This is a genomic window from Microcoleus sp. A6-C6, assembly GCF_036705955.1.
GTDB lineage: Bacteria > Cyanobacteriota > Cyanobacteriia > Cyanobacteriales > Microcoleaceae > Microcoleus.
In genome coordinates, this window is sequence record NZ_JAUBVR010000020.1 from 33,533 (window position 1) to 60,027 (window position 26,495).

Genomic DNA, 26,495 nt, shown 5'->3' on the forward strand with positions numbered 1-26,495 from the left:
GGGCGTACTTTGGGAAGATAAGGGCGATCGCACGAGCGAAATTTCAGACTATCTGGTATAATCAGGCAAGTAGCTCTAATAATTTTCAATAGCTATGAACTATGAAAACTCAAGAACTTCGCCAGAATCTTAAGCAATCGATAGATAGCTTATCTCCTGAACGGCTGCTCGTTGTGGCTGATTTTTTAGCTTATTTAGCAGAACGTGAAAGCAATGAAGCTACGGTGGAATTATTGAAAATTCCCGGTTTTCTAGAAGCATTTAATAAAACCCAAAAGGATGTAGCAGCAGGTAAGGTGACGACCGTTGAGCAACTCAAACGAAAATACTGATGAAAATCTGAATTTTTATTCAGTGGTTCTTAGCTTTGATGCTCAGGAGTTTTTTGAAGAAGCATCAGCTTCTTTACAACGCAAGCTAGATCGATGTTTTGAAATGTTGAAAACTGACCCTCGCAGTCATCCAAATATTAAGCAACTCAAAGGCAAATTAGCTGGATATTATCGCTATCGCGTTGGAGATTATCGGGTTGTTTATGACATTCATGAGGAGCAAAAGCGGGTGGTTGTGACTATTATCGCTCATCGTCGTGAAGTGTATTAGGGGGCACTTTGGGAAGATAAGGGCGATCGCACTTTACCAAATCGACTCAAGACTCAGCACAAATCCGGGAAGAACATCTTCACCTGATAAAGTAGCAGGCGACGACAGCACTTCAACTTCTGCGCCCTGACGATAAATTTCAACTTGTCGAGACTTGCGGTTAATTAACCAACCCAAACGCGCACCATTGTCTCGGTACTCTTTCATCTTATCCTGAGTTTCTTTCAAGCTATCGCTCGGAGACATTAACTCGACTACAAAATCAGGACAAATGGGGGGAAATTTCTTTTTTTGTTCGGAAGTAAGAGCATTCCAGCGTTCTAATGTTACCCATGCAGCGTCAGGCGCTCTATTTGCACCATTAGGAAGTTTAAAACCACCCGATGAATCAAACACTTTACCCAGTTTATTTTGCTCGTTCCAAATCCAAACCTGTGCAGTTAATCCTGCATTGCTGTTGCTAGTCTCTCCTCCTGCTGGTGACATGATAATTAATTCTCCTTTCGCTGTTCGTTCCAGTCTAATATTCTCATTTTCCTGACAAAGTTGAAAAAACTGTTCGTCTGTCAGCTTAACGATAGGGTTGAGGTTGAGGGTGAGGGTACTCATAGCGGTATTTTATAGCGGGCTAAACGACCTTTATTAAGGATGGTAGCATATCAAGTAAGTCTTGAGGGCGATGTTCTATCTAATCAAAATAGAGCGAGCGGTTTGGGGCGATCGCGCTTTGGGAAGAAAAGGACGTACTTTGGGAAGATAAGGGCGATCGCACTTCCCTAGATCCTAAATTGCTATAATAACAATTAGCCAAAAAATCTCAACATAAAGCCTATGTCTACTTATAGCGAGGTACTGAGTCAGGCTCAAAGTCTCACTCCTGACGAGCAACAGCAGCTTTTAGAAGTATTGTCAGCATTGATGCGCGATCGGGTAAGAACCCAAACTCAGGGTAAACGATCGGAAATTGATGCAGCACTGATTGAAATGGCACAAGATCCAGAGTATCAAGCTCAAGTGCTACAGATGGAGGCTGAGTTTGCGGTAGCGAGTTGGGAAGCGTTGCAATTGAGAGAATCTCCTGTATGAACCGGGGAGAAGTCTATGATGCTCGACTTGAACCTGTTGAGGGTTCTGAACAAGGAGGAAGTCGTCCTGTTATCATCGTTAGTCGAGCTACAATCAATACATATAGCCCTGTAGTTTTGGCTATTCCCTGCACTACTTATCAAACTGGTAAACGAGTTTATCCCACTCAGGTATTAATTAAAGCTCCCGACGGCGGATTAACCAACGATTCTATCGCTATGGCAGATCAAGTACGGGTATTATCTAAACCTCGTTTATTGGGTTTACGAGGAATGCTTAGTGATGAAGCAATACTTCTGCTGAATCAAGCTCTATTAATTGCGTTGGATTTGCCTGGTCAAGTTTAATTGCACTTTGGGAAGAGAGGGCCGATCGCACTTTGGGAAGAAAAGGGCGTACTTTGGGAAGAAAAGGGCGATCGCGCTTCCCTAGCTCCTCAATTGCTATAATAACAATCAGCCAAAAAATCTTAATGCAGAGTCTATGTCTACTTACAGCACGGTACTAACTCAGGTTCTAAAACTTGCACCAGATGAGCAACTGCGACTCATCTCTGAATTGTTTGCACATATTCGTCAACGGGTGATTCTATCACCCAAGCGCAGTATTTTAGAATTGGAAGGTTTGGGTAAAGAAATTTGGAATGGGATTGATGCTCAAGAATATGTGAATCAGGAACGAGATTCATGGAATGGATAGCTCAGCTACAAGGACAAGTTGTTGGATTGGATACTGCGCCGCTGATTTACTTCATTGAGCAAAATCCTACCTATTTGGAAATGATGAGGTTTTTCTTTAGAGCCTTCGATCGCGGTGAGTTTAGAATAGTGACATCAACAGTAACACTCGTAGAAGTTCTAGTCTATCCGCTGCGACAGAGAAACACAATCCTGGCTCAAGAATATCGTGAAGTCCTGCTTAATCAAGAAAGTTTGACTGTTGTTGAAGTGACTCCAGATATTGCTGAAATAGCGGCACAACTTCGAGCTACTTACAATTTGCGATCGCCAGACGCTATTCAAATGGCTACAGCGATCCATGAGGGTGCTTCGTTTTTCTTGACAAATGACGCGCGATTGCCATTTTTGCCGGGGTTACAAGTGTTAGTGTTGGAGAATTTGAGAAGTTGAGGGATGATTGTTGGAGTAGAAAAGGGCGCGCTTTGGGAAAATAAGGGCGATCGCGCTTCCCGACTGCTTAACTTCGATCGTGATTATAAACCAGCCAAACAGCGTGGATCATGCCGGGAATCCAGGTAAAAACGAGTGTGAGCACCAGATTTATCCAAAAATGAATGCCAAGCCCAACCGTCAAAAATACGCCTAGCGGGGGAAACAAAATCGCAGCGACTACGTGCAGCACTGGAACGGGGCCTGGCGTATTATCAGTCAGACTCCTGTCATTAACTACAATGTAATCGCTTAGCTTTTTTTGGAATAATAACGGATGGTAATTTTTCAAATAACTAAGATTTTTACGATCTACATTTGGAAATTTGGCTAATACAATTTCTTCATTTATTTCCCAATTCTCATCTAAGAAATTATTTTTTTGATATTCTGGTACAGTCTGTTTTAAATAATCTTCTAGTGTAAAATACATCGTTCTAATCTCTTCTAGTAGCAGTTTATATTCCAACCATTTTTTAGCTTTTTCTGGCTTCACCAGCTTATACCTAGTAATAATATAATTGAGTTTTTGAAGACAAATCAAAGATTCTAACACTCTTCTTTCAGCACAGTTAATATAGCCTAAATGGAGTATTTGGAAAATAGAAGCTGTATATATTACTAAATCTCCACTGTACATTTCACAAGCGATGTTACAGTAGCTTTCAACTGATATTTGTGGGAGTAATCTTATTACTTCCAAATATTCTTCACAATTTTTTAGCCCTTCCCAGTGATTATTATTACCGAAATTATCTAATGCTTGATATCGCAAATCATTAGCTTGGCTTGCCATTTCCCTATGACGCTCTTGTGCTGCTGGATAGTCAGTACCAAATTCATTATACATAGTGCTTTATTCCTTGTTAAACTCTCATTAACTAATATAAAAATCAATAAACTATGTATTGAAGTCGCTTTTTGACGATTTTTTATGTAGATTGAATGAAGCGATCGCCCCCTGCACCCTCTCCCATCCTTTGCGCTAGCGCATGGTAGATTCTCAAGAGCGATCGCCTAACCTTTAACTTTTCCTGTAAATGTTGGCGATCGCAACTTTTATCAATCAATCCTTCATGTTCTAAAGCGTAGTTGCGTAGAAATTCGCTTTACGCCAAGCTTCATCAGGATTTTTCATTGAGTCTTTTGGTTTGCAAGAGAAGCTTAATTGCTTTCTTTGCTTCTGCATCACCGTCTTTAGCAAGTTCCTCTAGCTGTGTAAAAGTATTACCTTTAACATCGCCTGGATATTCATATTGAATTTTGGACAGTCCAAAATCTTTCTTGATTTGGCGCAACTGATCATAAGTGTAGTCGCCACCAAACTTTTCTATGAGTGCTTCTGCTTGTTTTCCCATTTTTCGCTTAATATTAGTGAATGTACAAATCCTTTATCCTTAGACACTGGCTTTTATTCGGCAATCGTAATAACGATCGCCCCTTGCACCCTCTTCCCATTCTTACTATTCGGCTGGTGCATTACACTTAGTCAATGCACAATACGCATAATTAAATATTACCCATGTGGGTAGTTCTCCCGAATAAAGGTTTTAGCTTCTTTCAAAAGTTCTCTGTATTCCATTTCGTCTTTTGTATCACTAAAGTGATTTTCTAGGTGACGATGGAAATGGGTTCGGATATTCCGATCCCTATCATTGTCATCGCTAATCCCACAAGCCTTCATTGCGTCATCAAAACGCTTATTCGCTGCTGTATTACTACCCATTTTAATCCTTATTGAGTTTTCAAAAGTGCGGGAATTAATCAATAATTTTAAGTTTCTAACTTTTGAGTCAGTCAGTCAAGTCGGAAAGATCGGGACTTTACTGAGCCGACAAGATCGGAAAATGTCGGAAAGATCGGGTAAAATACTAGAAACTAAAGCTAATCCGTAACTTATGGACGTTGAAGCAATCCTGAAACTCGCTGACGAGCTAGTTTTCTCTAAAACAGGGAAACACTTAGAATATTTGCAAGAAGCTATACTCCGGGGCGCGATAGAAGATCAGAAATATTCCGAAATTGGAGAAAAATCCCATTTGAGCGAGGGTCATATCAGGGATGTCGCTTGCGAATTATGGAAAATACTTTCGGATGTTTTGGACGAGAATGTTAGTAAAGCAAATATTCGTTATATCTTGAAAAAAGGTAACTCTTATCATGTCTCATCAGCTATTGGCAAAAGTTTTGTAGGGATTAATAACGTCAACATTTGTCAAGAAAAAGCGAGAAGTCCAACACCTCCCAAAAACCCTCCACAAACCCCAACTCAACCCCAGATCGACTTAGGCGACGCACCCGAAATATTCACCTTCTTCGATCGCACTCCCGAACTCTCCACCCTCGAAAACTGGATAACACAGCAACGCACTCGCCTCATCGCACTCCTCGGAATCAGCGGCATCGGCAAAACAACCCTCTCCCTCGGCCTCATCAACCAAATCAAAACCGGCTTCGATTACATCATCTATCGCAGCCTCCGCTTTTCCCCAACCCTAGAAGCAACCCTCACCAACCTGCTGCAAATCTTTCCCCAACCAACAGAAACTCCCCAAAACACAGACACCAAAATTTCCCAACTCCTCAACCACCTACGCAACAATCGCTGTCTGATTGTCCTCGATGACGTGCAAATGCTTTTTTGTAGCGGACAACCCCCAGGAGAATACAAATCTGACTGTGAAAATTATCAGTTATTTTTTAAACTTATTGCCGAAGTTTGTCATCAGAGTTGTTTGCTGTTGAATAGTTCCGAAAAACCTAGAGAATTTGTCCGATTAGAAAAAGCATATCATCCCGTTCGCTCCTTTGAATTGGGAAGTTTAGGAATAGCTGCTAAAGATATTTTGCAGTCAGAAAAGTTATCCGATGAGGAAACATGGGAAACATTGATTGATATTTATCAAGGCAATCCCCTGTGGTTGGAGTTGACTGCAACCCTGATTCGAGAATTATTTGGCGGTAGCGTTGCCCAGTTTTTGCAGTGCGAGATGCCGATTTTAGATGAAGGGTTGCAATCTCAGTTATCTCAACAATTTCAGCGCTTGACTCCGCCGGAATTGGCAGTGGTGACTCACTTTGCTAGTCAAGCTGAACCTGTTGCTGTGTCCTATTTTTTTAACAAAATACCGTTGTCGTCGTCTGAGTTAGTCAATGCAGTGCGATCGCTCAGAAGTCGGTTTTTATTGGATGCAATTGAAGAGGAAAATATAACTTTGTTTAGTTTGAATCCCGTGTTGAGACACTACGTGCAAAGTCGGTATCTTTCTAATTGATATCAAATTAGGTTGATAAACGCGAGCTTCGTAGGGAAACGGCATTGCCCATTGGTGTAAACTTAAGTTTGAAATCTTTTGTATTTCTAGTTTATAGCCCAATACGGTTTACTTACCGTTGATGATATTCGGCAGCTAGTAAGTTGGCTGGCAATTGTTGACTATCCAATAAACTTTTAATCAAACGATATCTAATTTCTGCTATTTGGTTGTTTAAACTTTCAATTGTGTACTCGATTACTCTGATTTGTATGGGTTCAAATCATTTTTTTTTGATTGGCATGGCTGGCGAAGGTTCCATTGATTTTGTCAATATAAAACACTTCAAAAACTTTTTGAGAAAGTGCTGCTACTGTACCTCATAAATCTGGAATACGCTGTATTTTGCAGGATTTGCTGGCTAACTTCTCTTTACCAATCGTAATTGTGCAGCTTATGCCGCCAGTTTTTACGAAGCGTTTGACCGATCGCCTGACCGAAAAGTGCAAGATTAGAGTGGAGGAAGCTGTGACGGGAGGTATTCTGGAACCGGGAGTTGTTTGGATTGCGCCGGGAGATTACCATCTGGTACTGGAAAAACAGGGTTTTGGAGTGCGAATTTGCACGCATCAAGAGGCGCGGGAAAATTCTTGTCGCCCTGCCGTTGATGTGCTGTTTCGATCGACTGCTAAGATTTATGGTGCTGGGGTTTTGGGTGTGGTGTTGACTGGAATGGGGCAAGACGGGCTGCGCGGTTGTCAAAATATTCGGGAGGCTGGGGGTAAGATTATTGTTCAAGATGAGGCTAGCAGCGTTGTCTGGGGGATGCCGGGAAGTGTGGTTAATTCTGGTTTTGCCGATCGAGTGGTATCCTTACAAGACATAGCAGCCGAAATTATCGATCGAGTCAGTAGTCAGTAGTTATGAGTTATGAGTTATTTGTTATTTGTTATTTGTTATTGTTCTACCAATAACTGATAACAAACAACCAGCAATGAATGCCCGATGCCCGATGCCCGATGCCCGATGCCCGATGCCCAATTCCCTATTAACAATGTCTCGACCAACATTATATATTGCCATCACCAATCACGGATTCGGCCACGCTGTCCGAACTTCCTCTGTAGCTGCAAAAATTCAAGAATTAAATCCAGATATTTTACTAATTATCACCACAACTGCACCTCGCTGGCTGCTAGAATCTTACATTACTGGCGACTTTATCCTCCGTCCCCGCGCTTTAGATGTGGGTGTCGTGCAAGCTGATAGTTTGCATATGGACAAAGAGGCGACGCTGGAAAAGTTGCGCGAAATTCGGAAAAACCAAAATTCGATAATTGCGGGCGAAGTTAATTTTATCAAGCAAAATCGGGTGGGTTTGGTGTTGGCAGATATTCCTCCTTTGGCAACGCTAATGGCGGCCTCGGCTGGGGTTCCTTGCTGGATGATGAGCAATTTTGGCTGGGATTTCATCTATCGAGATTGGGGCGGGGAGTTTGTAGAAATGGCAGATTGGATTGGTGAATGTTTCGGAAAGTGCGATCGGCTTTTTCGCCTGCCTTTGCACGAACCGATGCCAGCTTTCCCGAATATTCAAGATGTCGGCTTGACGGGCGGCAATCCTCGCTACAGTAACGATGAAATTCGGAAAGTATTCGGAATTAAATCACCGCTGGAAAAAACTGTGTTGCTGACTTTTGGCGGGCTGGGTTTAGAAGCAATTCCTTATCAAAATTTACAGTTATTTAGCGATTGGCAATTTATTACTTTTGATGCGGGAGCTCCCGATTTGCCGAATTTGATTAGAGTCAAAAGTCAGGAGTTTGCAGAATCTTTCCCAATTTTACCGCGGCCGGTTGATATGATGCCTGTCTGCGGGCGCTTGGTTTCTAAACCGGGATACAGCACTTTTTCGGAAGCTTTGCGCTTGGAAATACCTGTTGTTTCTATTATGAGAGATGGTTTTGCGGAAGCTGCGGTGTTGTTGGAGTGGCTTGAAAATTATGCGGAACATCAAGTTGTGACGGCGGCGGAGTTTTTTGAGGGGGATTGGGGGTTTTTGCGACAGCCGCTGCATCCGCCGCGTTTGTCGGATAAGTTGGATAAAAATGGTACTGAGGCGATCGCCCAAGCTGTTGTAGAATATTTTCAAGATGGCGATTAGGATGATGGTGATTTCTGATCTAAAATCCCAATGGATAAATCTTTGATTGATTCCACCGCAGATGCAAGGCAGATATACGCAGATATACGCAGATATTTTCCTGATCGGAAAGCGATTGAATGCAATGCAAGTCTAATTTTGTCTAAAATCTAAAATCTAAAATCTAAAATCGAATGCTTCATCACCAACAAATACTCAAAATTAAAACTACAGGAAAATCTCTGTGCAACATCACTCCTAAGATAGAAGATGCGGTGGCGAATTCTGGTATTGAAACGGGACTTTGTAGCTTGTTTTTGCGCCACACTTCTGCTAGCTTGGTGATTCAAGAAAATGCTGACCCGGATGTACTTAAGGATTTGGCTAACTTTTTGGCTAAACTTGTACCGGAGGGCCCGAATTACATTCACGATGCGGAAGGCCCCGACGATATGCCGGCCCACATTCGCACTGCGCTAACTCATACTTCCGAACAAATCCCGATCGCGCGCGGTAGATTATTGTTAGGAACTTGGCAGGGAATTTATCTCTGGGAACACCGCCAGCGCGGTAACATTCGCGAATTAGTCGTTCACGTCAGCGGCGTTTGATCGGAATTTGTACCTCGCTGATTTTAGTGGCTTCCGCCGTCATCGGGGAGTTGTAAAAAAAGCGGCGCGGCGGCCCGACTATTTCGTATTCGGGATGTTCTTGAAGCCAATCTTTGAGTTTCTGGAGGTTATTTTCGTAACTTTCCCAAGTGTAGGCCCCGCGCGCGCCAATACTGACAACTGTCATCGGTGAAGTATCTGTGACTTCCACAGCAGAGTTAACGCTACTGGGGGCGATGTTTGGTGCGGGATACAGGAAGGAAACTTCTGCAACCGGAACTTTATCGATTTGCTCGGAAGTTTGCGTGTAGCGCGCTTCTACTGGCGTTGTCATCGCAATTTGATTGTTGCTGATGTGTTCAAATAAGGGATTGAAGGCGATTCCTGTGGCTTGTCGCAAATCGCCTGCGTGGGTGTAGGTGACAGCGCGGTACTGAGGATATTGCTTAACTTCTATGACGCCAATCTGTGCCGGCTCAGGGAATCCACTAGGTAATGTCATTTAGATTTTAGATTTTAGATACTTAGGCTTTGCTCAGTACAAGTTTGAGATTTTAGATTTGACACTAAATAATGAGGCAATACTTACTCTGCAAGGGTTTGCTAGTTACTTGCCGTTGCGTTTGTTTGGGCAACTGCTATAAATAGGCTGAGATTGTTTGCAGCCGATCGCTCTAGTGGCACAACCATTTTAGCAGTTATTCAGGGCGCTGCTAACTGGCGATCGCCTAGAATTAGTTGAGAGATTTCTGACTTAACCTCGTAATAATACGGACGGCGCTAAGTAAGCAGAGAAACATCAATCTAGTTGTCCTTAAAAAATTAGCGTTTTTTAGGGGTGTCTGCTATTTATGTCGGAAAATATTCGGCTGTGCCGATCGAGCTGTGCATTTTCAGTTATAGCCACGGCGATCGCGCTCAGCAACGCCGTTCAATTATATCGCTTTCAGGGAATGACACATGAAAAAGATTCTAGTGATTGAAGACGATCGAGTAATTCGGGAGAATATTCTCAAACTCCTCAAAGCCGAAGGTTTCGACGTGACGGGTGCAGAAAATGGGGCGCTGGGTTTAAACGCCGCGGTGTCAAGTCTTCCCGACGTGATTCTTTGCGATGTGATGATGCCGGAACTTGACGGGTACGGGGTGCTGGTGGCCTTGCGATCGCATCCTGTTACTGCTACAGTACCTTTTGTTTTTCTGACCGGTAAAGCTGATCGCTCTGAAGTGCGGCAAGGCATGGAATTGGGAGCAGATGATTACCTAACTAAACCTTTTACTAAAGCTGAGCTTGTGGGCGCGATATCCAGCCGCTTGAAAAAACAAGCCGCTTTTGTCGAACAGCAGCATAATTTTCGATCGCAAAGCAACGAATTGCTGCAAGAAGCCGCCGATAAATTAGATCAGATCAAAACAAGTTTGTGCGATGCTCTGGAACGAGAAGAATTCCAAGTTTACTATCAGCCGCAGGTCAATGTCCAGACTGGAAAAATCATGAGTGCAGAAGCTTTGGTGCGCTGGCTGCATCCAGAAAAAGGGCTGATTTCGCCCGCCGAATTTATTCCAGATGCCGAAGAAACTGGCTTCATTATACAATTGGGCGAGTGGGTTTTGCAGACAGCTTGCAGACAAATACAAGTTTGGCAAAATGCGGGTTTTTCCTTGCAGCAGGTAGCGGTGAATCTCTCGCCTCGCCAATTTCACCAACCAGAACTCAGCAGCAGAGTCGCCGAAATTTTAGCAGAGATTGGTTTGGCACCGAGCAGTTTGGAATTAGAGCTAACCGAAAGTTTGATGGTGGAGGATGCCGAAAGTGCGATCGCGACTTTGCAACAATTGAAAAATTTGGGAGTTTCGATCTCTATTGACGATTTCGGCACCGGCTATTCTTCTTTAAGCTATCTGACGCAATATCCCTTCGATGTTTTAAAGATCGATCGCTGTTTTATCAGCAACATTACCGACGGTTGCACAAATGCAGCGATTGTCAAAGCTATTATTGAAATGGCACACAGTCTCTGTCTTGAGGTAATTGCCGAAGGAGTTGAAACTGAAGCAGAAAAAGATTTTCTTTGGCGCTACGAATGTGATGCGATGCAAGGATATTTGTTCAGTCCTCCTGTGCCTGCTGCGGATTTTAAAAAGTTGCTGGAGGCCGGCAAATAGAGGAGCGGTGAAGTCAGTCGATTGAAGCATTGAAGCATTGAAGAAGTGAAGAATTGACTCCAGAGATTAATTCGGCAGTTTGAACTTTGCTCTCAAAGCTTTAGATATCCACCAGGACAGGAACCGAAGCATTATATCAGTTTCTGGGCGGTCAATATTTGTGCTATTATAGTCAATGAATATTGTCAAAAATATTGATTCTCTCGTTCCCAGTCTGAGCCTGAGAACGAGAATTATTCAATTATAGACAGCGGTACTTATCGCTACTGTCGCTCCTTCAGTCTAGATAAAAGTTAGTAATATTTTAGGGGATTTCCTCTGCTTTAAGATAGATAATTTACGACTGTTGCGCAACAAATATTACGATCTAATTAATATTTTTTTATGGTTCTATCTGAGATAAAGTAAGTTTTAATGCTAACATAAAATCTATTAGAACTTACGCATAGGAGCCCTGAAATCTGGTTTTTTTACGAAAATACACGTTGTCACCCGCAGTAAGGGTAAAAAACTCGGTTTCTTGGTCGGAGTGCGTCCAGGACTATCTATAGAACCCATTTGAGATCTATTCTGCGTAAATCTCAGAAACCGGGTTTCTCTCGGTATTTCTCGTCACCCAACCCAAAAACTCGTAGAAACCCGGTTTCTCACCCCTTGCGTAAATCTCAGAAACCGGGTTTCTCTCGGTATTTCTCGTCACCCAACCCAAAAACTCAAAGATGTCAAATGGGTTCTATAGCAGTTGGAGCGAAATATCAGGGATCGATCGCTTAATCCCTCAATCTCAAATCGAAAAATGGAAAATCTCAACTACTCACCTTTTTGAGAAAGGCTATAAATATGACAGGGTTGGCAAGTTTCGGGTGGAAGTCTTAGGTGAGTTTGATTTAACGTCGCCAACTCATACAAGCTAAAAAAGACCAATTTGTTAGGCCGGTTTGCAGCCCAAATTAAGAGTTCCATCTATGCTATTAGGATTTAAATCGGGAAAAGCAGATATACAAAAAACCAAGCGACACAATCCCTCGCGGGTGCGTGATCATTTAGCAAACGAGCGCACTTATTTAGCGTGGATGCGAACAGCGATCGCCCTGATGGGTTTTGCAGTCGTCATCGTCCGCCTCCGCGCCTTCCGCCCTCCTCTTTTGCCGACTCCCGGAAACGGCTGGAAGTTGGGTTTACTGTTTTCGGTGGTGGGTTTGCTGACGGTGTTAATTTCTACTAAGCACTATTTTGCTGTCCGCGACGATATCGATTACGATACTTACGAGCCTACCGACAGGTGGGTACTGCTTTTTAGTTTGGCGATCGTACTTCTGGGAGCGGGAGTAATTTATTTTATCTTCTCAGTTCCCAGCATCGCAACTACTTTGATGAGTCCCGAATAATCGGAGTTTTGAGTAAAAATCTTCAGATCGCAGAGTTTGATATATGCAATTGTTGTTCTAACCGATGGCAGTAGATGAGCAGAAACTAAAGCAGCAATATCTATCCAGGGCGGGCGAGCGATCGGCAAACGAACGCACCTTTCTATCGTGGATGCGAAGTGCGATCGCCCTGATGGCTTTTGCCGTCCTCATCGTGCGGTTTTGCACCGTGCAAATCCCCATAAAGCACCTTGGTGACACGGGTTGGAAGCTGGGTTTAGTCTTCTCTATGGTGGGTTTAACAACCGTGTTAATCTCCACTAAAAAATACTTTATCGTGCGCCGCCAAATTGACGAAAATACCTACGAACCTTCAGATTGGCTGATATTATTCTTCAGTGTGGCTGTTGGCTTGTTGGGGGTAGGAGTGATTTTTTTTATTTTTGTAGCCTCCGTGAATTCGCGCAGTTTTGTGATACCCAATTGATTGCATGATGAAGCATCTAAGTTTTGCATTATGAGTGTGCGAGCACCTCAAAAAGAAATGCTTTTTACCAAACCCAAGATGCTCCCATTGCACAAAGCAGTTATACCATCTATAGTCAATTACCGAGACTCAAAAAGGTTCGTAGTGAGGAATGCGAGTCCTCTGCTTTTTAGGACTAAAGTCCTTACTACGAACCTTTTTTATTTATATGTAAACCCCATATTGTGGTTTTTAAACTAATGCTTCGACTTCCCAATCTATCGGCAATTCCAAGTCTTTGAACAGCACTGTACTGAGATAGCGTTCCCCAAAAGAAGGCTGCACAAAAACTATCAATTTACCTGCATTTTCGGGACGCTTGCCAACTTGAATTGCACCGAACAATGCTGCACCGGCAGAAATTCCTGACAACAATCCTTCTTCTCTGGCTAGGCGGCGGCTGTAGCCGATCGCATCTTCGTCGCTAACTGCAATCACCTCATCAATTAACTCAGGTCGCAGCACTTCCGGGATAAATCCTGCACCAATTCCTTGAATTTTGTGAGCACCAGACCTACCTCCAGAAAGCACCGGGCTGCTGGCGGGTTCAACTGCGATCGCCCTAAAACTCGGTTTCCGCTGTTTAATCGCCTCAGCAATTCCCGTAATTGTGCCGCCGGTTCCAACTCCCGCCACCAAAAAATCTACTTGACCATCAGTATCGGCCCAAATTTCCTCCGCTGTGGTTTCCCGGTGAATTTTGGGATTAGCTGGGTTCTCAAACTGTTGCAGCATGAAAGCATCGGGGGTTTCTTCTGCAATTTCTTGGGCGCGGGCGATCGCACTTAACATCCCTTCATGTCCAGGCGTCAACTCCAACTCAGCACCGTAAGCTTTCAACATCGATCGGCGTTCTAAACTCATCGTATCCGGCATCGTTAAAATCAAACTGTAGCCCTTCGCCGCCGCAATCATTGCCAAAGCAATACCAGTATTTCCCGAAGTCGGTTCAACTAAAATAGTTTTCCCCGGTTGAATTAACCCCGCATCTTCTGCCTCCTGAATCATGCTCGCCGCAATCCGATCTTTCACCGAAGCCGCCGGATTCATCCCTTCCAATTTCACTAAAATTGTAGCAACCACTCCCTCAGATTGAGGAATTTTATTGAGTTGAACTAAAGGAGTTCTACCAATTATTTCCGTAACATCTCTAGCAATTTTCATGGTTTAATTTTTCTCCAATTAAATGTAGTACATGGGATTTGCTTGTTTGCGAACATCCCGCTGTTCGCACAAATCTTGTAATGTGTATTTTCCCAACACCGCCCAAGATGCCTGTCTCGCTTCCTGCCAGATTTCTAGCACCGCAGTTTTTTCTATTGTTGCAGATTCCGAAACTTTTTGGGTCTGGCCGCTGCCGTCGCCTTCGAGAGTCGAAAACACCTCTAGCAAAGTAATCTGCCAAGGCTCTTTCGCCAGCAAATAACCGCCTTTAGCCCCCCGCAGACTCTGAACGATACTCGCACGCCGCAGCACGGCAAGAATTTGGTCTAGATAGCGTTCCGGTATTTCTTGAGAAGCAGTAAGTTCGTTCACTGTTAGGGGCGAATCCTTCGGGTGCTGACTCGCCAGTTCCAAGAGCGCTAACAGAGCATATTCTACTCTAGAAGATAGTTCCAGATTCCCCATTGGCGATCGAGTTTAAATTGTAAAATATATTATAGTACATAATTCCGGTAGGTGTACAGGTGTTATTATATTTTTATTACAAAAACGGTTGGAGAAATCTCGTGAGCAACGTAAATGTAGGGAATTTTAGCTGTCGGCACTGTCGGTATTACGAGCAGCACGGACACAGGGGCGGAACCTGCCAGATGCTCGGCGTGGCGGTACAGGGTGGGTGGAAAGCTTGTCCGTTTTTGGTTCCGCCCTTTGCACAGTCTTGGGAACACCCAGAAGTGGCTAGATCCCGAAAGTCTCAAATGTTGGAGGGAGCGAGTATTTTAGAGGCAATACCGCCCCCTTGAAGTAACTGCTAAGTCGGTAGGCGGATATATGCTGTGTCATCGTTAAGTTTATTCAAACTGAGTTACTTGGCGACAATCAACAGGGGTGAGATATTGCATCTTTTGGCAGCCAGAAGAAAGAAATCAGGAGAAACAAAAAAGCAAGGGCGACGATACGCACTTGCTTTTGAACTTTTTGACGAGTCGATGAGAAAATTTAATTAACGCACATTTGATACAAATGATCTGTGGTATAGAAAACTCTGAATTTGCTCGAATATCCCATTGTCAGCGAATAACCTTTTATATTTCGTAGTGCCACACATCTGAAGGTTGCAGAATAATCCGGTGGAGCGGCAGACGCTCAATCAAACCTTGCTGTTGAAAAATACCGAGGGTGCGAGTGACAGTTACGCGACTTGTACCGATGATTTCTGCAATGTCCTGATGTGTTAAAATCATATCGATCTGATGTCCTCGATCTACCTCAGAACCAAATCTCTTAGCCAGCCAAGTTAATAGTTTATAGAGCATAAAGTCAACCCTTTTGTAACCTCGCATTATCATAAAATCTTCAGCTTGCTGAATGTGATTGAGCAAAATATCTCTATTTAGCCAGCGCTCGACCGATAATAAAACTGCCTCGACTTTAGTGAGGCATTCAATTTGAAAAGGATCGCATTTTGATATCGGTTTGCCGATCGTATCACCAGGCCCCCACAATCCCAAGGTGATAATTGTGCCATCTTCAAGCCACGTTACAGTTCGCACTACTCCAGTTTCTATTTGCCACAGAGAATTGATTCTGTTGGGCAAGTGCGATCGGCGAGAAAATATATGTCTGCTCGTTTCATCAAAAGTTTTAGTGGAAAAAGAAGCAATAGTCATAGTCTACTGAATAAATCAAAGTTAGTTTGTACAATGGTCGCAGAATATTGATGATGGCATAAATATAGTAAAAACATTAGGTAAATACCCATTTTTACTATATTCCAGCACCGTCTAAAAATTCTGTAATGAATAAATTGGAAGACAGAGATAATTCATGTATTTGTAACTCTGCTTGCTGAGATTCAGTTGTTTGGAGCAGACAGGATTGAGATTTTAAAATATTAACCTGGTCTTCTAAATCCTTAATTCTATCGAACAAAGCTCGAATCGCTTGAGCTTCCAAATCTGGTAAATATTGAGAATTTCGATCGTTTCCCACCTGATTTTTCCGAGAGATGATGCGGCCGGGAATTCCCACAACCGTGCAATCGCTAGGGACTTCCCGCAGCACGACTGAACCCGCACCAATCCGAACATTGTTGCCAATTTGAATATTGCCCAAAACCTGAGCACCGGCTCCCACTACTACGTTTTCTCCCAGTGTCGGATGCCGTTTTCCTGTGTCTTTGCCCGTGCCACCAAGGGTTGCTCCTTGATAAATTACAGCATAATCTCCAACGATCGCAGTTTCGCCAATTACTACCCCCATGCCGTGGTCGATAAACACGCCCCTACCAATTTTCGCTCCTGGATGAATTTCAATCCCCGTCAAAAAGCGGCTCATTTGGGAAATCAAGCGCGGTACAAACGGCAGGCCAGCGGAATAAAGCCAGTGTGCTGTCCGGTGCAAAGAAAGTGCTTGCAGTCCGGGATAGCAAAATAATACTTCCAGCCAGTTGCGCGCCGCGGGGTCGCGTTCGTAAATAATTTGCAAGTCAGTGAACATATTTAGTCTCGCCGTGTTTCGGTTATCAAGTATCGGCAGTGCCGACGGTTTAAGCTGCATAAAGCAGTATTGGTTGTGGCATTATTACACATAATACTATAACTCGACCAATTTACAGTAGTATATGAGAAAAAAAAATCCTTCCGCGGCTTTTTCTAAGCTGCCTCCGATATTTTCAGCGAAACAAACGGTACTGCTTGTCTGACTTCTTGCCGCAGCGGAATCTCGATCGAGAATTCCGTCCCCAATCCCGGTGTCGAATCGCAGCGCAGCACACCCTTGTGCTTTTCTACGACAATTTTATAGCTGATGGACAGTCCCAATCCTGTCCCTTTTCCGACCGGTTTCGTCGTAAAGAACGGGTCAAACAGCCGTTTTTTGACATTTTCTGCCATACCGGGGCCGTTGTCAGATATCCGCACAATTATTTTGTCAGGACTTGAATATTCTGTGGTGATGGCGATCGCGATCGGATTGGCTTTCGCTGCTTTGGGCCCGCGATCGAGGTTGTAAGTTTCAAGGGCGTCGATCGCATTGGCAAGAATATTCATAAACACCTGATTTAATTGTCCGGCATAGCACTCAACCATTGGTAAATTGCTGTAGTTTTTGACAATCTCGATCGGCGGGCGATCGGCTGTAGCTTTCAGGCGACTTTGCAGAATTAGCAAAGTGCTGTCGATGCCTTCATGGATGTTAACAGGTTTCATTTCGCTTTCGTCCAAGCGAGAAAAATTCCGCAAAGATTGGACAATTTGAACAATGCGATCTGCCCCTATTTTCATCGAGGACAGCAGTTGCGGCAAATCTTCACTAAGAAAGTCAAAGTCAATATTTTCTAAATGCTCCGAAATTTCCAAGGGAGGGTATAAATAGTGTTTTTGGTAGAGTTCTACCAACTCCAACAAATCCTTAGCATATTCGCTAGCGTGGTGGATGTTGCCGTAAATAAAATTAATAGGATTGTTAACTTCGTGGGCGACACCAGCAACTAATAAACCCAAAGTAGACATTTTTTCCTGCTGGATCAATTGAGATTGAGTTTGCTGCAACTCTTGCAAAGTTTGCTCTAGCCGTTGAGATTTAGCTGTGCGTTCTGCTGCTACTTTTTCAAGGCGATCGGTATAATTCAACAAGCTAATTAAATAAAGCGTTGCTGCCATAGTTAAGATAATTCCCAACATCAAAATAGTCAAAGAACGCCAATAGTTTAAAGGATTAATGTACTCTGGCGTTAGCAGTAGTTGCAGCAACCATCGGCGATTTTCAATATTGAGAATGCGAGTGCAACTGCTGCCATCCGGGCAGTAAGCTTTTTGCCCAACATCGAGTTTATTTTTAATATTTTCGTCCGTGATTATCCTTTTTGTATTGGCTTCGTAAAAGGCGAGAAATTTTTTTGATTCAGGAGCCATAGCATCTTGAAGATACACGTTAACAAAATTGAGTTTTGTTTCCTGCAAAGCAGATTTAATTAGAGCATCAACCAGCAAAACACCCATAGTAAAGCCTTTTAAGTTCTCTTGTTTTATAGCGGGTATTTTTGGAGAATATGGGACGGAATTATCGACATAACCTTTGCTAAAAACTGGTTCAAAAACTAAGAAGCTAGGTTGATTTGGTACGGGTAATATTTGGCGGTCAGTCGCGGTAATTTCTTGTCTTTTTGCTGCTTGTTCTAAAACGGGCTGATTGGGAGTCAAATCTAAACCTAAATCTATTTCATCTGTCAGGAATTGCGGAGATTTTGAAACGCTGGGCAGCCAAGCGATAGCCTTCAGGCTCGGATGGCGGTACAAAGCAGAATCAACAAATCTTTTAAACTCTGGTTGTTTCGGATCGTCAGATGTGCTGTAAAATGCTCCGGCAGCCCGAATTATTTCTAGATTGCCACTAACATCTTTCTGGATATCGGCAGCTATTTTATCCAGTCGCTCTTGCAGTTCTACTTGCATGGATTTGTATTCCAAATTGTACGCGACTGAACAGGCGATCGCAGACATCCCCAATCCTGCAAAAAATGTTAATCCTACTTGGATGTGGCGGCGATAACCAAGTAAAGTGCTAGCGGCTAAATCTAACAATTTGTTAGCAGTCATATTCTTCACCTATCTTTTTTCTAGTTCTCGTTCCCAAGCTCTGCCTGCGAACGAATTTCAGGAGGATCTGCCTCGGATTTGGAGCCACGAGACAGCATTACCAGGCACGAGCCTGGTAACGATGTGGTAGCAGTGTTTTGTAGAAGCTTCCCGATAATATTTTGAGTAAGATGCAGCCGCTGATTTAAATAGAATAAGCAGGGAAAGTCATCGCGTGTTTGGGCTTGACGTAAACCTGCTGATCTCGCGTTAACTGTAGAGAATCGAAGCGCTCGCGACTCACGTAAGCTGTTACTACCTGCTCCGACTCTAACACTAACTCAGTTTGAATCTCCCGCCCTAAATGAATGATGCGGCTGACTTTTGCTAATGCAAAACCCGACCCCGGCTTAGTTTGAATTTCCACGTCGTGGGGGCGCAAAAACACTACTTCAGAATGAGCCGCTCCATTATTTTTAGCCGTTGTACCGTTGCTCGCGAACAAACCCGCAGTATTCGGCAACACATTGACCGGCCCAATAAAACTCATCACAAAAGCTGATGCCGGTTTGTCGTAAATTTCCGCAGGAGTGCCGACTTGTTCGACTCTACCTTTGTTCATCACCACAATTTCATCGGCTACTTCCATCGCTTCTTCTTGGTCGTGAGTCACAAAAACTGTAGTGATATTAACTTCTTTGTGAAGGTTGTGCAGCCACGATCGCAATTCTTTGCGAACTTTAGCATCTAATGCTCCAAAAGGTTCATCTAGCAGCAGCACTTTCGGTTGAACTGCTAAAGCTCTCGCTAAAGCAACCCGCTGCCGCTGGCCGCCGGAAAGCTGCGAAGGATATCTGTCGCCCAAACCTTTCAACTGCACTAAATCCAATAGTTCATCAACCCGCTTGCTAATTGAGCCTTTAGGAGCTTTGCGAATTTCCATCGCAAAAGCAATATTTTTCCGAATAGTCATGTGTTTGAACAAAGCGTAATGCTGAAACACAAAACCGATATGCCGTTCCTGCACCGACTGCTGGGTAGCATCCTCGCCGATCAGGTAAATATGACCCGTGTCCGGCGGTTCGAGCCCCGCAATCATCCTCAGCAGAGTCGATTTCCCGGAACCGGAAGGCCCCAGCAGCGCGACTAGAGAGCCACTTTTGATTTCCAAATTCACGTTGTCAATGGCGTGAAAGGAGCCAAAGTGTTTTGATACGTTCTGAACTGTAATGCTCATGATTTTGTGTACCTATTTTAGAAGTTGAGGATGTTAACTCCGAATACCTGACCGATTTACAGGAGTATACAATAATTTAGGGGTTTTGCAGCAAATAATTTTTTGTTAATTTTTGAGATAAAATTAACTGCGGTTATTTGATAAAAGTTAAGTAGTATGGCGTATTTTACGGGAATAAAGGGTGCGTCGCGGCTGGGGAGTTTTTTGAGCCGATCGCCCGGATTGACGCTCAGAAACTCTCAGGAGCGCGGGTTGCGGGCAAAATAGGGGGCGTGGTAACGAGAAATTTAGGCAGAAACTGGGTCGATCGGCTAAGTGGGTAAGTTTTGTGGTAAACAGATATCAACTTCTGTGAACGATCGTAAATATAGATCGGCGATCGAACAACCATCGCCAGGATCATAATTGCAGCTAAGGGGAAAGATGGGGAGAGGGGGAGATGGGGAGATGGGGAGATGGGGAGATGGAGAGGGGAGATGGAGAGGGGCCCTTCGGCTTCGCGAGCGGGTAAAGATGGGGAGAAGATTTTTGATCGATCGTGGAAATATACAATTTAAATGCAGTAAGCTGTACTGCATTTGTAGCTTTAATCCAGGTAAAAAACCCGGTTTCTTGGCTGTGTGCAGACATTCCCCGACTTGCGACAACGGGCGAGTCGCGACAGTACAGAAGATTTCAGAAATTGCTCGATCGGAAGTGCGATCGCCCGCAATTTAGATCACAATAGTTATTTCAGAAGCATACAAGCTTCACCTTTGACAAACTACCAGAATAGTAAATTCTAACCAAAACACCCCTATGGGAAAACCAACAGGCTTCATCGAATTCCTCCGCGAATTGCCCTCCGAACTCTCACCAGTCGATAGAGTCCACAACTGGGACGAATTTCACCTACCGATGGAGGAAGACAAACTCCGCAGCCAAGGCGCGCGCTGCATGGATTGCGGCATTCCATTTTGCCACACAGGCAGCATCATCAGCGGCATGGCAAGCGGCTGCCCGATTAACAACCTCATCCCCGAATGGAACGACCTAGTATATCGCGGACTGTGGAAAGAAGCCCTTGACAGACTCCACAAAACCAACAACTTCCCCGAATTCACCGGCAGAGTATGCCCCGCCCCCTGCGAAGGCGCTTGCGTGCTCGGCATCAACAACCCGCCTGTCACGATTAAAAACATCGAAGCCTCGATTATCGACAAAGGCTGGGATGAAGGCTGGATTACCGCCGAACCCCCCGCCAAACGCACCGGCAAAAAAATCGCCGTCATCGGTTCCGGGCCCGCTGGTTTGTCGGCTGCGGCGCAACTGAACAAAGCAGGTCATTTGGTAACTGTATACGAAAGAGCCGATCGCCCCGGCGGCCTGCTAATGTACGGCATCCCCAACATGAAGCTAGACAAAGAACAAGTCGTGATGCGCCGCCTGAAAGTCCTCGAAGCCGAAGGCGTAACCTTTGTCTGCAACACCGAAGTCGGGAAAGACTTACCAGCAGAACAACTGCTAAAAGAATACGACTCCGTTGTCCTCTGTACCGGCGCGACAAAACCCCGCGACTTAGGAATCGAAGGGCGGGAATTAAAAGGCATCCACTTCGCGATGGACTTTTTGACAGCCAACACCAAAGCAGTTTTAGACAAGAGCGCCAACGATAACTTCATCTCCGCCGAAGGCAAAGATATCGTGATTATCGGCGGTGGCGACACCGGGACAGACTGCGTGGGCACCTCCATCCGCCACGGCTGCAAAAGCCTGGTACAGCTAGAAATCCTGCCCAAACCGCCCTCGGAACGCGCCGCCAACAATCCCTGGCCGGAATGGCCGAAAGTCTACCGCCTCGACTACGGCCAAGAAGAAGCGGCCGCCAAATTTGGGGATGATCCGCGCGGCTATCTCACCACCTCTACCAAGTTTGAGGGCGACGAAAACGGCAACGTCAAAGCGGTACACACCGTTGAGGTGGAGTGGGCGAAAAACGAGAAAGGGCAGTTCATTCCGAACCAAATCGCGGGCACGGAGAAAGTGTTGCCGGCGCAGCTTGTGTTGCTGGCGATGGGCTTCCTGGGCCCGGAACAGCCGCTGCTGGATGCGCTGGGATTGGAACGCGACGCGCGCAGCAATGTGAAGGCGGAGCACGAAAAGTATACAACCAGTATTCCGGGAGTTTTTGCGGCGGGGGACTGTCGCCGGGGGCAAAGTTTGGTGGTTTGGGCGATTAATGAAGGGCGCGGTGTCGCCCGTGAGTGCGACCTTTATTTGATGGGTGAGACGGATTTGCCTTAGTTGATTTGGTTTATATCATGTTCGGTGCCGAGCATCCCTGACGCGAGCATCCCTGACGCGAGCGGGGACGCTCGCACTACACTCGGAAAATGATGATTCCTCAGTGCGACCGTCCTCGCTCGCGATCGATCCTACTTTTGCTAATATACAAGTAAATAAACAACATAGCTTTGATACATTGTTCGGGTTGCCTGCAATACATCTACTAAATTAAAAACCTATGACTACTCTTCCTATCAACCGCGCCACTACCCTCAAAGCGGCTTATCAAGTCTGCAATCCTCTCCAATCCTTAGAAGGTGCAGATCTCGATCGCTATTATGTTGATTTATCAGACGTTCGCAAAACCGAAGCGATCGCAGGTGTCAGTAATATTTTAGACTGTCAAGAACCAGAACAGTTTACCACAATCCTGTTTACCGGACATCGCGGCTGCGGCAAAAGTACCGAATTGAAGCGCATTCAAAAAGAGTGGGAAAAAGATTATCGCGTCATTTATCTGGAGGTCAACGAAGAGACAGATATTAATGATGTCGGTTATACAGATTTCTATTTGATCGCCATTAAGCGAGTTGAGTTTGAAATGCGTCGGCTGGGACTGAAATTAGATACTCGGCTGATGGATAATTTTGAGGCTTGGTTTAAAGATGTCACCGAAGAAACAGAACGAACAGTTGAAAGTTCCATCAGCATCGAAGGAGAAGCAACTTTGGGGCCGGAAGCTCCATTTTTAGCAAAGTTGTTGGTAAAGTTACTGGCACAAATCAAAGGTTCTGATAAGCAGAAGAAAACAATTCGCCAAACTTTAGAAAAAGACATTTCACGATTAAAAGCAGATATCAACTTGCTATTAAACGATGCTGTCAAAAAGCTGCGGAAGAAGTTTCCCAAATATAAAGGATTTCTGATTATATTTGATAATTTAGACCGCGTTCCTCCCAAGGTGGCCAACCATTTATTTTTTGACTATGCCGCTCAACTTCAAGAACTGAATTGTACGATGATTTACACAGTTCCGCTGGGAGCTCTGTACTTGTCTCAAAATGCCGTTAAGAATTTTGACTGTCCTCACATTGTCCCGATGGTTAATATTTATGAATTTAATCGAGATAGCTGTGACTTAAACTACAACGAAGTTAGCTTAAATGCTATGGCTAGTTTAATTGAACGCCGAGTTGAAGTTGACACAATCTTTGAGTCTCGCGAACAATTGTTGGAAGTGGCAAAAGCCAGTGGTGGTCATGTTCGCCAACTCATCCAGATTATGCGAACTGCTTCCATAACAGCTAGAGGTCGCGGTCATGATAAAATAATGGCTGAAGATGTTACCTATGCAATCAAACAAGAACAATTTAATTTTGAGCGGATTATCCCGCAAAATCATTATCCACTTTTAGCTCAAGTTTGTTTGACGAAAAATATTAATAAAGATGAAATCAGTGAATTGATGTTATTCAATCTTTCGGTTTTGGAATACAACGGCAAAAATCGATGGAACTATCCGAATCCGGTGGTGAAACAAAATGACGAATTCCAAAAAGCTCTCCGAGATGCCAGAGAATCTAATGTTAACCCAGAACGATCCTAATTCACAAATTGGGCGATTTTTAGCTGTCAATCAGCGGGTATTTAGTCAACTTTTGACTTTTGTTGATTTTTCGGAGAATTTGACTATTGGGTTTGTCGAAGTTAATTTTAATGCGGAAGCTGATTTGTTAATTGAGGAATTGAAAAATCATCCAATTTCTCAAGAAACTCAATTTGAAGTTTTGAACTTTGATGAGGATTTGCGTTTTCTCCGAGATGAAATAATCAAAATATTACCTACTATTAAGCGAGAACCTAATAAAAAATTAGTTTTAATGGTGCGGGGATTTGAAAAGTCGATCGGCAAATTTGACGAATATCCTCCAGTTTTACAAGACCTTAATTGGGTGCGAGATGCTTATAAAACCAGCGTTCCCCATCCGATTCTGTTTGTTTTGCCGGACTATGCGATTACTCGTTTGGCGAAGTTTGCAGCGGATTTTTGGGCGTGGAGATCGGGCGTATTTCTGTTTAAAACTACTCAAGCTACTATAGATGATGCCGTTGCTAGGACTCTTGATTCGCCAAGGAGTTTTAGGACGTTAGAAACACCTGAAAAGCAAGAACGTATTGATCTTTTACAGTCTTTGTTGATGGATTATAGTCCGAGTCATTCTGGAACTAAAAGAAATCCTAGTGCTTGTGCTAATATTTTACATCAATTAGGAGTTGCTTATCTCAGTCAAGGCAAGCCGGAACAGGCGATGGAGTATTTAGAAAAAGCCTTGGAGTTGACAAAGGAAAGTGAAAATTTATCGCTGCAAGCTGATGTTTACAATGAATTGGGTAAAGCTTACCGACAACAGCGACAATTTCCGGCAGCAATGAGTGCCTATCAAGCATCGCTGGAAATTAGTCGCACGCTGGGAAACCGTAGCGGGGAAGCTAATGCTTTGTATTATTTGGGGAATGTGTGTCAGGATTTGCGAGAGTGGGAAAAGGCAAATGTTTTTTATCAGCAATGTTTAGAAATTCAACAAGCCATCGGAGATATCTACTCTCAAGCCAGCACCTACCAGCAGTTAGGATGGGTGGCAAAACAGATGTGGAATCTGAATGAAGCAGAGAGTTATTATCAACAAGCTTTACAGATTCCCCAAAATTTATTATACAAAGATTTAGAAAGCGTTATAGACACCTTGCACCCCCGCGAACGCGATATTTTGCGGCTTAGGTATGGCTTAGACGATGGACGAATCAAGACTTTGCAAGAAATTGGTTACATTTTCAACATCACTCCCACACGGACTCGGCAAATCGAAGCTAAAGCACTGCGGAAGTTGCGCGATCTCAAAAGGACAAAATTGGGCAATCTCTCTGATATGGCAAATATTTGGGGAGCATTGGGAGACATTGAGAGAGATCGCGGTAATTGGGATGAAGCAGAGAGATTGTATCGACAATTTTTGGAAGTAGAGACAGAATTGGGCGATCGATCTGGTATGGCAACTTGTTGGGGAAAGTTGGGAGACATTGAGCAATATCGCGGTAATTGGGAGAAAGCGGAACGACTGTATCGGCAATGTTTGGAAGTTGAGATAGAATTAGGCGATCGCTCAGGTATGGCATCTAGTTGGGGAGTATTGGGAGGTATCGAGCAAAATCGCGGCAATTGGGAGGAAGCAGAGAGATTGTACCGGCAATGTTTGGAAGTTGAGACAGAATTGGGCGATCGCTCTGGTATGGCAAGTAGTTGGGCATCATTGGGATCTATCGAGCGAAATCGCGGCAATTGGGATGAAGCTGAGAGATTGTACCGACAATCTTTGGAAGTAATGACAGAATTGGGCGATCGCTCTGGAATGGCATCTATTTGGGGAGTATTGGGAGATATCGAGCGAAATCGTGGCAATTGGGATGAAGCTGAGAGATTGTACCGACAATGTTTGGAAGTAGAGACAGAATTGGGCGATCGCCCTGGAATGGCATCTATTTGGGGAGTATTGGGAGATATCGAGCGAAATCGCGGCAATTGGGATGAAGCTGAGAGATTGTACCGGCAATCTTTGGAATTAAGGACAGAATTGGGCGATCGCTCAGGTATGGCAACAAGTTGGGGAGTATTGGGAGATATCGAGCGAAATCGCGGCAATTGGGATGAAGCAGAGAGATTGTACCGACAATCTTTGGAATTAAGGACAGAATTGGGCGATCGCTCAGGTATGGCAAGTAGTTGGGGAGTATTGGGAGATATCGAGCGAAATCGCGGCAATTGGGATGAAGCAGAGAGATTGTACCGGCAATATTTAGAAGTAAGGACAGAATTGGGCGATCGCTCAGGTATGGCAATTTCGATCGGTTGTCTGGGAGAAATTGAGATGCTTAGGGGAAACTTGGATGCAGCAGAACCACTTTTAAAAGAGTCTTTAGCGAAGTTACAAGAACTGGGAGAATCTGCAAAGATTGCCGAGTCTAACTACGATATAGCACGACTTTACCGTAAACGCAACAACCCAGAACTTGCCCAACAATATTACAACAGTGCCCGTCAAATCTTTCAACAATTGGGAGCCGCGAAAGACTTAGAAAAAATCGAGCGAGAGTGGGAATCCGATTAATTTTAATCAAGAAATGCCGCAGGCGATAGGTGAAAAAACTCTGAAGAAGACCGGGCGGTTGAAACCGCGTCTATACAGACAAAACCCGCCTCCGCGGGTTGAAGACCGAACCGTTGTTTTCTTCAGTCCGCGGAGGCGGACATTGTTTGTGTAGACGCGGTTTC

Annotated in this window: 29 protein-coding genes; 18 read left to right on the forward strand and 11 right to left on the reverse strand. The window is 44.1% G+C overall.

Annotated elements, in window-relative coordinates:
- Positions 1-101 precede the first annotated feature (101 nt).
- Positions 102-332 (forward strand): hypothetical protein, encoded by a 231-nt coding sequence (locus tag QUB52_RS10955; RefSeq protein WP_332973178.1) that lies wholly within the window; start codon positions 102-104, stop codon positions 330-332.
- Positions 307-603, forward strand: coding sequence for a type II toxin-antitoxin system RelE family toxin (locus tag QUB52_RS10960; RefSeq protein ID WP_332973177.1), 297 nt, complete (start codon positions 307-309; stop codon positions 601-603). Before QUB52_RS10955 ends, QUB52_RS10960 begins: the two co-directional genes overlap by 26 nt.
- A gap of 33 nt (positions 604-636) precedes the next feature.
- On the opposite strand, the gene QUB52_RS10965 is transcribed toward QUB52_RS10960, so the two are convergent.
- Complete coding sequence (locus QUB52_RS10965) at positions 637-1,212, reverse strand: Uma2 family endonuclease (protein WP_265236859.1); 576 nt, start codon at positions 1,210-1,212, stop codon at positions 637-639.
- Between the two features lie 39 nt (positions 1,213-1,251).
- Between QUB52_RS10965 and QUB52_RS10970 the strand changes: the two genes are divergently transcribed.
- From QUB52_RS10970 to QUB52_RS10990, 5 genes are all read left to right on the forward strand, one after another.
- On the forward strand, positions 1,252-1,383 hold the full coding sequence (locus QUB52_RS10970) for a hypothetical protein (protein ID WP_332970545.1): 132 nt from the start codon (positions 1,252-1,254) through the stop codon (positions 1,381-1,383).
- Positions 1,384-1,434: 51 nt separating this feature from the next.
- Positions 1,435-1,689 (forward strand): hypothetical protein, encoded by a 255-nt coding sequence (locus QUB52_RS10975; protein ID WP_332970544.1) that lies wholly within the window; start codon positions 1,435-1,437, stop codon positions 1,687-1,689.
- Positions 1,686-2,036, forward strand: a complete 351-nt coding sequence (locus tag QUB52_RS10980) for a type II toxin-antitoxin system PemK/MazF family toxin (RefSeq protein WP_332970543.1) — start codon at positions 1,686-1,688, stop codon at positions 2,034-2,036. The genes QUB52_RS10975 and QUB52_RS10980 overlap by 4 nt, the downstream gene beginning before the upstream one ends.
- A gap of 136 nt (positions 2,037-2,172) precedes the next feature.
- Positions 2,173-2,388: a hypothetical protein gene (locus tag QUB52_RS10985; RefSeq protein ID WP_332970542.1), complete on the forward strand. Its 216-nt coding sequence runs from the start codon at positions 2,173-2,175 to the stop codon at positions 2,386-2,388.
- The gene (locus tag QUB52_RS10990) at positions 2,376-2,819 is read left to right on the forward strand and encodes a type II toxin-antitoxin system VapC family toxin (protein WP_265236865.1); all 444 of its coding nucleotides are present in this window, start codon (positions 2,376-2,378) and stop codon (positions 2,817-2,819) included. Before QUB52_RS10985 ends, QUB52_RS10990 begins: the two co-directional genes overlap by 13 nt.
- A 67-nt stretch (positions 2,820-2,886) precedes the next feature.
- Here QUB52_RS10990 and QUB52_RS10995 read toward each other — a convergent pair whose 3' ends face one another.
- Both QUB52_RS10995 and QUB52_RS11000 read right to left on the reverse strand, forming a co-directional pair.
- Entirely contained in the window at positions 2,887-3,708 is an 822-nt protein-coding gene (locus tag QUB52_RS10995; RefSeq protein WP_332970540.1) for a YqaE/Pmp3 family membrane protein, read from the reverse strand.
- Between the two features lie 274 nt (positions 3,709-3,982).
- A complete protein-coding gene (locus QUB52_RS11000) occupies positions 3,983-4,216 on the reverse strand; it encodes a hypothetical protein (RefSeq protein WP_332970539.1) in 234 nt (77 codons plus the stop codon).
- Positions 4,217-4,756: 540 nt separating this feature from the next.
- On the opposite strand from QUB52_RS11000, the gene QUB52_RS11005 reads away from it, so the two are divergent.
- The 4 genes from QUB52_RS11005 to QUB52_RS11020 all read left to right on the forward strand — a co-directional run bounded on the left by QUB52_RS11005 (position 4,757) and on the right by QUB52_RS11020 (position 8,866).
- Positions 4,757-6,133, forward strand: coding sequence for an NACHT domain-containing protein (locus QUB52_RS11005; RefSeq protein ID WP_332973174.1), 1,377 nt, complete (start codon positions 4,757-4,759; stop codon positions 6,131-6,133).
- Positions 6,134-6,517: 384 nt separating this feature from the next.
- The gene (locus QUB52_RS11010) at positions 6,518-7,033 is read left to right on the forward strand and encodes a CheB methylesterase domain-containing protein (protein ID WP_332973172.1); all 516 of its coding nucleotides are present in this window, start codon (positions 6,518-6,520) and stop codon (positions 7,031-7,033) included.
- 133 nt (positions 7,034-7,166) lie between these two features.
- On the forward strand, positions 7,167-8,276 hold the full coding sequence (locus tag QUB52_RS11015) for a glycosyl transferase (protein WP_332973212.1): 1,110 nt from the start codon (positions 7,167-7,169) through the stop codon (positions 8,274-8,276).
- Positions 8,277-8,449: 173 nt separating this feature from the next.
- Positions 8,450-8,866, forward strand: a complete 417-nt coding sequence (locus tag QUB52_RS11020) for a secondary thiamine-phosphate synthase enzyme YjbQ (protein WP_332973171.1) — start codon at positions 8,450-8,452, stop codon at positions 8,864-8,866.
- Here QUB52_RS11020 and QUB52_RS11025 read toward each other — a convergent pair.
- Positions 8,853-9,368 carry a heme-binding protein gene (locus QUB52_RS11025; RefSeq protein WP_332973168.1) on the reverse strand — a complete coding sequence of 172 codons (516 nt, stop codon included), beginning with the start codon at positions 9,366-9,368 and terminating at the stop codon, positions 8,853-8,855. The genes QUB52_RS11020 and QUB52_RS11025 overlap by 14 nt on opposite strands.
- Before the next feature lie 458 nt (positions 9,369-9,826).
- On the opposite strand from QUB52_RS11025, the gene QUB52_RS11030 reads away from it, so the two are divergent.
- From QUB52_RS11030 to QUB52_RS11040, 3 genes are all read left to right on the forward strand, one after another.
- The gene (locus QUB52_RS11030) at positions 9,827-11,032 is read left to right on the forward strand and encodes an EAL domain-containing response regulator (protein ID WP_332973167.1); all 1,206 of its coding nucleotides are present in this window, start codon (positions 9,827-9,829) and stop codon (positions 11,030-11,032) included.
- A 965-nt stretch (positions 11,033-11,997) separates the two neighbouring features.
- Positions 11,998-12,420, forward strand: coding sequence for a YidH family protein (locus tag QUB52_RS11035; RefSeq protein WP_332973166.1), 423 nt, complete (start codon positions 11,998-12,000; stop codon positions 12,418-12,420).
- A gap of 64 nt (positions 12,421-12,484) precedes the next feature.
- Positions 12,485-12,886 (forward strand): YidH family protein, encoded by a 402-nt coding sequence (locus tag QUB52_RS11040; protein WP_332973165.1) that lies wholly within the window; start codon positions 12,485-12,487, stop codon positions 12,884-12,886.
- 231 nt (positions 12,887-13,117) lie between these two features.
- Here the strand turns inward: QUB52_RS11040 and cysK are convergent, their stop codons facing one another.
- Both cysK and QUB52_RS11050 read right to left on the reverse strand, forming a co-directional pair.
- Complete coding sequence (cysK, locus tag QUB52_RS11045) at positions 13,118-14,089, reverse strand: cysteine synthase A (RefSeq protein ID WP_332973164.1); 972 nt, start codon at positions 14,087-14,089, stop codon at positions 13,118-13,120.
- Between the two features lie 18 nt (positions 14,090-14,107).
- Positions 14,108-14,554, reverse strand: a complete 447-nt coding sequence (locus tag QUB52_RS11050) for an RrF2 family transcriptional regulator (protein ID WP_332973162.1) — start codon at positions 14,552-14,554, stop codon at positions 14,108-14,110.
- Positions 14,555-14,655: 101 nt separating this feature from the next.
- Here QUB52_RS11050 and QUB52_RS11055 point away from each other — a divergent pair, with 101 nt between their 5' ends.
- Complete coding sequence (locus tag QUB52_RS11055) at positions 14,656-14,892, forward strand: hypothetical protein (RefSeq protein ID WP_332973161.1); 237 nt, start codon at positions 14,656-14,658, stop codon at positions 14,890-14,892.
- A 282-nt stretch (positions 14,893-15,174) separates the two neighbouring features.
- Here QUB52_RS11055 and QUB52_RS11060 read toward each other — a convergent pair whose 3' ends face one another.
- The 5 genes from QUB52_RS11060 to QUB52_RS11080 form a co-directional block, all read right to left on the reverse strand.
- Entirely contained in the window at positions 15,175-15,759 is a 585-nt protein-coding gene (locus tag QUB52_RS11060; RefSeq protein ID WP_332973159.1) for a Crp/Fnr family transcriptional regulator, read from the reverse strand.
- Between the two features lie 97 nt (positions 15,760-15,856).
- Positions 15,857-16,588, reverse strand: a complete 732-nt coding sequence (gene cysE / locus QUB52_RS11065; RefSeq protein WP_332973211.1) for a serine O-acetyltransferase — start codon at positions 16,586-16,588, stop codon at positions 15,857-15,859.
- Between the two features lie 155 nt (positions 16,589-16,743).
- Positions 16,744-18,687 (reverse strand): ATP-binding protein, encoded by a 1,944-nt coding sequence (locus tag QUB52_RS11070; RefSeq protein ID WP_332973158.1) that lies wholly within the window; start codon positions 18,685-18,687, stop codon positions 16,744-16,746.
- A gap of 184 nt (positions 18,688-18,871) precedes the next feature.
- Positions 18,872-19,903, reverse strand: coding sequence for a sulfate/molybdate ABC transporter ATP-binding protein (locus tag QUB52_RS11075; protein ID WP_332973156.1), 1,032 nt, complete (start codon positions 19,901-19,903; stop codon positions 18,872-18,874).
- A 411-nt stretch (positions 19,904-20,314) separates the two neighbouring features.
- Positions 20,315-20,533 carry a hypothetical protein gene (locus tag QUB52_RS11080; RefSeq protein ID WP_332976177.1) on the reverse strand — a complete coding sequence of 73 codons (219 nt, stop codon included), beginning with the start codon at positions 20,531-20,533 and terminating at the stop codon, positions 20,315-20,317.
- 168 nt (positions 20,534-20,701) lie between these two features.
- On the opposite strand from QUB52_RS11080, the gene gltD reads away from it, so the two are divergent.
- The 3 genes from gltD to QUB52_RS11095 all read left to right on the forward strand — a co-directional run bounded on the left by gltD (position 20,702) and on the right by QUB52_RS11095 (position 26,331).
- Entirely contained in the window at positions 20,702-22,186 is a 1,485-nt protein-coding gene (gltD, locus tag QUB52_RS11085; RefSeq protein WP_265233418.1) for a glutamate synthase small subunit, read from the forward strand.
- Between the two features lie 220 nt (positions 22,187-22,406).
- On the forward strand, positions 22,407-23,774 hold the full coding sequence (locus QUB52_RS11090; RefSeq protein WP_265233417.1) for a P-loop NTPase fold protein: 1,368 nt from the start codon (positions 22,407-22,409) through the stop codon (positions 23,772-23,774).
- A complete protein-coding gene (locus QUB52_RS11095) occupies positions 23,752-26,331 on the forward strand; it encodes a tetratricopeptide repeat protein (protein WP_332973153.1) in 2,580 nt (859 codons plus the stop codon). The genes QUB52_RS11090 and QUB52_RS11095 overlap by 23 nt, the downstream gene beginning before the upstream one ends.
- Positions 26,332-26,495 lie beyond the last annotated feature (164 nt).

Excerpts from the sequence above, each read along its gene's own strand:
- QUB52_RS10985 (WP_332970542.1), top strand. The coding sequence starts at position 2,173 with ATGTCTACTTACAGCACGGTACTAACTCAGGTTCTAAAACTTGCACCA.
- QUB52_RS11035 (WP_332973166.1), top strand. The coding sequence starts at position 11,998 with ATGCTATTAGGATTTAAATCGGGAAAAGCAGATATACAAAAAACCAAG.
- QUB52_RS10965 (WP_265236859.1), bottom strand. The coding sequence starts at position 1,212 with ATGAGTACCCTCACCCTCAACCTCAACCCTATCGTTAAGCTGACAGAC.
- QUB52_RS11075 (WP_332973156.1), bottom strand. The coding sequence starts at position 19,903 with ATGAGCATTACAGTTCAGAACGTATCAAAACACTTTGGCTCCTTTCAC.
- QUB52_RS11005 (WP_332973174.1), top strand. The coding sequence starts at position 4,757 with ATGGACGTTGAAGCAATCCTGAAACTCGCTGACGAGCTAGTTTTCTCT.
- cysE (WP_332973211.1), bottom strand. The coding sequence starts at position 16,588 with ATGTTCACTGACTTGCAAATTATTTACGAACGCGACCCCGCGGCGCGC.
- QUB52_RS11020 (WP_332973171.1), top strand. The coding sequence starts at position 8,450 with ATGCTTCATCACCAACAAATACTCAAAATTAAAACTACAGGAAAATCT.
- QUB52_RS11080 (WP_332976177.1), bottom strand. The coding sequence starts at position 20,533 with ATGTCTGCACACAGCCAAGAAACCGGGTTTTTTACCTGGATTAAAGCT.
- QUB52_RS11015 (WP_332973212.1), top strand. The coding sequence starts at position 7,167 with ATGTCTCGACCAACATTATATATTGCCATCACCAATCACGGATTCGGC.
- QUB52_RS10975 (WP_332970544.1), top strand. The coding sequence starts at position 1,435 with ATGTCTACTTATAGCGAGGTACTGAGTCAGGCTCAAAGTCTCACTCCT.
- QUB52_RS11040 (WP_332973165.1), top strand. The coding sequence starts at position 12,485 with ATGGCAGTAGATGAGCAGAAACTAAAGCAGCAATATCTATCCAGGGCG.
- gltD (WP_265233418.1), top strand. The coding sequence starts at position 20,702 with ATGGGAAAACCAACAGGCTTCATCGAATTCCTCCGCGAATTGCCCTCC.
- QUB52_RS10970 (WP_332970545.1), top strand. The coding sequence starts at position 1,252 with ATGGTAGCATATCAAGTAAGTCTTGAGGGCGATGTTCTATCTAATCAA.
- QUB52_RS10980 (WP_332970543.1), top strand. The coding sequence starts at position 1,686 with ATGAACCGGGGAGAAGTCTATGATGCTCGACTTGAACCTGTTGAGGGT.
- cysK (WP_332973164.1), bottom strand. The coding sequence starts at position 14,089 with ATGAAAATTGCTAGAGATGTTACGGAAATAATTGGTAGAACTCCTTTA.
- QUB52_RS11030 (WP_332973167.1), top strand. The coding sequence starts at position 9,827 with ATGAAAAAGATTCTAGTGATTGAAGACGATCGAGTAATTCGGGAGAAT.
- QUB52_RS11070 (WP_332973158.1), bottom strand. The coding sequence starts at position 18,687 with ATGACTGCTAACAAATTGTTAGATTTAGCCGCTAGCACTTTACTTGGT.
- QUB52_RS11025 (WP_332973168.1), bottom strand. The coding sequence starts at position 9,368 with ATGACATTACCTAGTGGATTCCCTGAGCCGGCACAGATTGGCGTCATA.
- QUB52_RS11000 (WP_332970539.1), bottom strand. The coding sequence starts at position 4,216 with ATGGGAAAACAAGCAGAAGCACTCATAGAAAAGTTTGGTGGCGACTAC.
- QUB52_RS10995 (WP_332970540.1), bottom strand. The coding sequence starts at position 3,708 with ATGTATAATGAATTTGGTACTGACTATCCAGCAGCACAAGAGCGTCAT.
- QUB52_RS11050 (WP_332973162.1), bottom strand. The coding sequence starts at position 14,554 with ATGGGGAATCTGGAACTATCTTCTAGAGTAGAATATGCTCTGTTAGCG.
- QUB52_RS10990 (WP_265236865.1), top strand. The coding sequence starts at position 2,376 with ATGGAATGGATAGCTCAGCTACAAGGACAAGTTGTTGGATTGGATACT.
- QUB52_RS11090 (WP_265233417.1), top strand. The coding sequence starts at position 22,407 with ATGACTACTCTTCCTATCAACCGCGCCACTACCCTCAAAGCGGCTTAT.
- QUB52_RS11095 (WP_332973153.1), top strand. The coding sequence starts at position 23,752 with ATGTTAACCCAGAACGATCCTAATTCACAAATTGGGCGATTTTTAGCT.
- QUB52_RS11060 (WP_332973159.1), bottom strand. The coding sequence starts at position 15,759 with ATGACTATTGCTTCTTTTTCCACTAAAACTTTTGATGAAACGAGCAGA.
- QUB52_RS10955 (WP_332973178.1), top strand. The coding sequence starts at position 102 with ATGAAAACTCAAGAACTTCGCCAGAATCTTAAGCAATCGATAGATAGC.